The 3,761-nt window shown below is 41.5% G+C and carries 3 protein-coding genes; all 3 read right to left on the bottom strand.

Annotated features, from left to right (window positions below):
• A partial coding sequence (locus tag E1176_RS04350; RefSeq protein ID WP_155209349.1) for an MFS transporter occupies window positions 1-1,224 on the bottom strand: 1,224 nt, incomplete at its 3' end.
• A gap of 2 nt (window positions 1,225-1,226) precedes the next feature.
• Window positions 1,227-1,604 (bottom strand): cupin domain-containing protein, encoded by a 378-nt coding sequence (locus E1176_RS04345; protein WP_155209348.1) that lies wholly within the window; start codon window positions 1,602-1,604, stop codon window positions 1,227-1,229.
• A 4-nt stretch (window positions 1,605-1,608) separates the two neighbouring features.
• On the bottom strand, window positions 1,609-3,761 hold a 2,153-nt coding region (locus tag E1176_RS04340), incomplete at its 5' end, for a heparinase II/III domain-containing protein (protein WP_155209347.1).

Below are 3,761 nucleotides of genomic sequence, written 5' to 3'. Positions count from 1 at the left end.
TGATAAGTATCCAAGAGGCACGAATACTGCAATCATTATAAAAATCGGTGTATATGAATAATTGTCAGTAATCACAGGCACGAGGAAGTTCATAATGATTACGGAGAAAATTCCTACCGTGCCACCTAAACCGGCTAGTGAACCCACTGATTTACCACTAAAAAGATCGCTTGGAATGGTTTGAATGTTGGAAATAACAAACTGAAAACCGAATAGCACAACAGCCACAATAGCTACAAACTTTAACGGTGTATTACCTGCCAGAATAGTAGCTATCAGTCCAAGAAACATGATAGCACAACCAACCAAAATTGTTTGCTTACGTGCCTTATCCACAGATGCTCCCTTTATCATCAACTTGCCGGAGTAATACCCACCTGATAAACTTCCAATAGCGGCACCTACATAAGGCACCCAGGCAAAAAAGCCAATTTCTTTTACATTAAAGCCATAAACATCTGCCAGGTAGATTGGCATCCAGCCGACAAAAAGCCACCAAATGGGCTCTACAAAAAATCTTGAAGCCAAAACGGCCCAAGATTCTCGATGTGATAAAATGTCCGTCATACTTAGGCCAGGCTTATCAGAATTTTCTTTTTTCTGTTCTATACCAGCCATGATGTAACTTCTTTCTTCTTTCGAAATCCAAGGGTGGCTTGTTGGCAGTGATTTATTGAAAATAACCCAGGGTATCACCCATAAAAGACCGAGCATACCAAGCAATAGAAAGGTCATCTCCCAACCGATAGCGACCCATACAATAGCGATTAGTGGTGGTGCTACAATTGACCCCATAGCTGCTCCAGAATTAAAGATACCTTGTGCCAATGCGCGTTCTTTAGCTGGAAACCACTCTGCATTACTTTTTACAGCTCCAGGCCAGTTACCAGCTTCACCTAGACCAAGCAGTATTCTAAATACGCTGAAAGAAAGTACTCCTCTGGCAAAAGCGTGAAGAGCTGTAGCCAAACCCCAAACAGTGATGGAAACAACGAAACCTAGCTTGGTTCCAATTTTATCAAACATCTTTCCGGAAACAGACTGACCAACAGCATACGCCACGAGGAATATATTTAGGATAAGTGCATAATCATTCTTATCCATATTTAAATCATTAGAAATGTCGGGCCACATAATAGCAAGTGCCGACCGATCTATATAATTGATTATTGTAGCCAGACAAACCAGCCCGATAATGTACCACCTAAGTCCTCGTACTTTCATTACTAGTCTTCTTTATTACCAAAATATGAAACACCAGATCCATCGAGAAAATCTTCCCTTACCGGACTAAAAGTGTCTATGAGTTTACCTGCTTCGAGGCATACTGCGCTGTGCACAAGATTTGGCTCGATGTACACGCCATCACCTGCACTTACTACTTGCTTCACACCATCTATTTCAAACTCAAATTTGCCTTCTACACAGTAAGTAGCCTGGGTGTGAAAATGACTATGCGGTGTACCGACTGCATCCTTTTTGAAGTTGACCAGCACCATCATAATCTGGTTATCGTAACCCAACATTTTGCGGGACACACCTCCTCCAAGGTCTTCCCATTCCATGTTTTTTGTGATGATATATTTATCGCTGCTTCGTTTCATGATTTTAATTATTTAATGTTTTAGAAAAATGTACTGCTCCTTGCCACTCAAGTGCATGGCCTTCCAATGACAGACTATGATTACTGTTTTCGGCTGCATCATTTAGGCTGACGGCAAAGAGGTAGTTTTCTCCATTATGCAATACAAATGAGATAGCAGCATAGTCTTTTGACTGATGCAATACCTTTAGTGAGGCCACAGAAGTGAATGAGTTGATTGGTATTTCATCGGCATAATTATACCTACCATGTATTTCATATAAACTTGCAAATAGAGTGTTGCCGCTTGTTCTTCTATGGATTAGTCCAGGATCTCTGCGTAAATTAAAGTTAGGATCATTAGCTCCAATTCTTGTCAAAAGCGCCTGATCACCATCATTTACTGCGGAAGTGATCGTGTAAAATTTCTGATTATTAAACCAGGTCATACTAAATACATCACTGCTAAGATCTGCCTGTCCCTCAAGCCACAGGTGTTGATAACCATCATTCTCACCCATAGGAGTAAGGTTATTGTTAGTAAGAAATTTTTGATTTGATGACATGAATTCACCTTTAAAATATAGTGGCAAATCATACCGTGTTCCTTCTGGAGCCAGCACTGAAAAAAGGTCGATGATTAATGGATTTTCGAGTGCTTCAATGGTGACTACAGCCATTGTTCGCTGCATCATTATGTTTTTATAGGCATTGGTTTCTTTGGCAGATACTACCTGTAAATCAGAATCAGAAACTTCAAATAAATAAGGTGTGCCGGATGCTTTATCAGCTGCCTTAACATTGCCATCAAAATGGGAATCTTTATCTACCACCAACGTATTGTGTGCTATGGTTTGTTTGGCCCAGCTGTTGTTTTCTTTAAGATAGCCTCCACCATCTTTATGTTCGATATTCACCCATCGCGCAGAACCATAGTCCTGAATCACTTCATCAGCTCCATTGTATAGCAGGAACCCTAATCGATCAAAATGACCATGACCCATGCCATGCTTGGCATATTTCATCATAATGGTGAGGCCATCTTTTCTAATGGTACCAATAGCCCCTTCATCACCTTTAGCCCCATCGCTCAGCTCGATGCTTTTATATTGGTAAGGTTCAGCTTTTCCTAAGGCAATGCTCTTAGCGGCTGCTAATCCGGAATCATTTAGCGGTACACGTCCCTGGCTTTCAATAATGGATAGCAATTGCGGATCGTTGCCACCATAGTGATATGCCATACTAACCGCATTTACAAGTTCTCTAGACCTTAGCGACATGCCTTTCTGGGCATCGTTGATTGGGAAAAACTCTCCGGCCGAATTAGTTTGATTAATCAGGGCATCAACGGCCTTAATCAAGAGTCCATCACGGTAATCCAGTATATCTAATTCTGTTTTTTTATTGGCTAACCCCTGGGCAAATATCAAAAACGGATATATAGCATAGCGTTGGTAATAAGGCCCTTCGGTATAGTATCCATCAGGTGAGAAAGCATGATCGAGCTGTGCTAAAAAACCCGCTTCTTTTTGACCATCTAATGTAATATCACCACCATCATTGTCCTTCACAATATCTCCGGGCACTTTGACGTCCAGTCCATGTAATGCCCAATCGACCAGCTCATCGTCTCCCATCACTAAACCAATCATACCAACCCCCGCATTGCCCCAGGTACTATGATTATGTATGCGATTGAAAAATTGTGGGTTTTCTACCGAAATATATTCTGCATAAGGCCGGAACAATTCCTTATTCAGCTTCTTAACAGTCTTTTTATCAAGCCAATCATATATACAGTCATAGGCCTGAGCAGTATATACCAGCCAGTTGGCATCATTTAGACACTGCCAAAAAAACTTACCCCTTGCGTAAGACCGTTCTGCAGGGTGCTTACCAAGTGTAGGGTAAATCTCCGCATACTCCAATAGCATATCTTTTACATATATTGCGTATTTCTCATCGTTTGTGATTTGAAAAAGTACTCCGGCCTTCTGCATGGTGAAAAAATTGGCCTTGTGCCTCTCGTGCGTATAACCGCCAGCGAGATCTTTAGGAACCGGTACATCAATACCCATCTCAATTTGAGCATCAACATGGGCTTGAACTTCCTTCACCGTTTGATCAAACAGCGGCACTTCTCCAATACTCGATCGAATGGCTTTTACTCCCTCAACCG

The organism is Fulvivirga aurantia, assembly GCF_009711475.1.
GTDB classification, from domain to species: domain Bacteria; phylum Bacteroidota; class Bacteroidia; order Cytophagales; family Cyclobacteriaceae; genus Fulvivirga; species Fulvivirga aurantia.
Note: the sequence above shows the minus strand (reverse complement) of the source record. Positions and strands in the feature narration are given on the sequence as shown.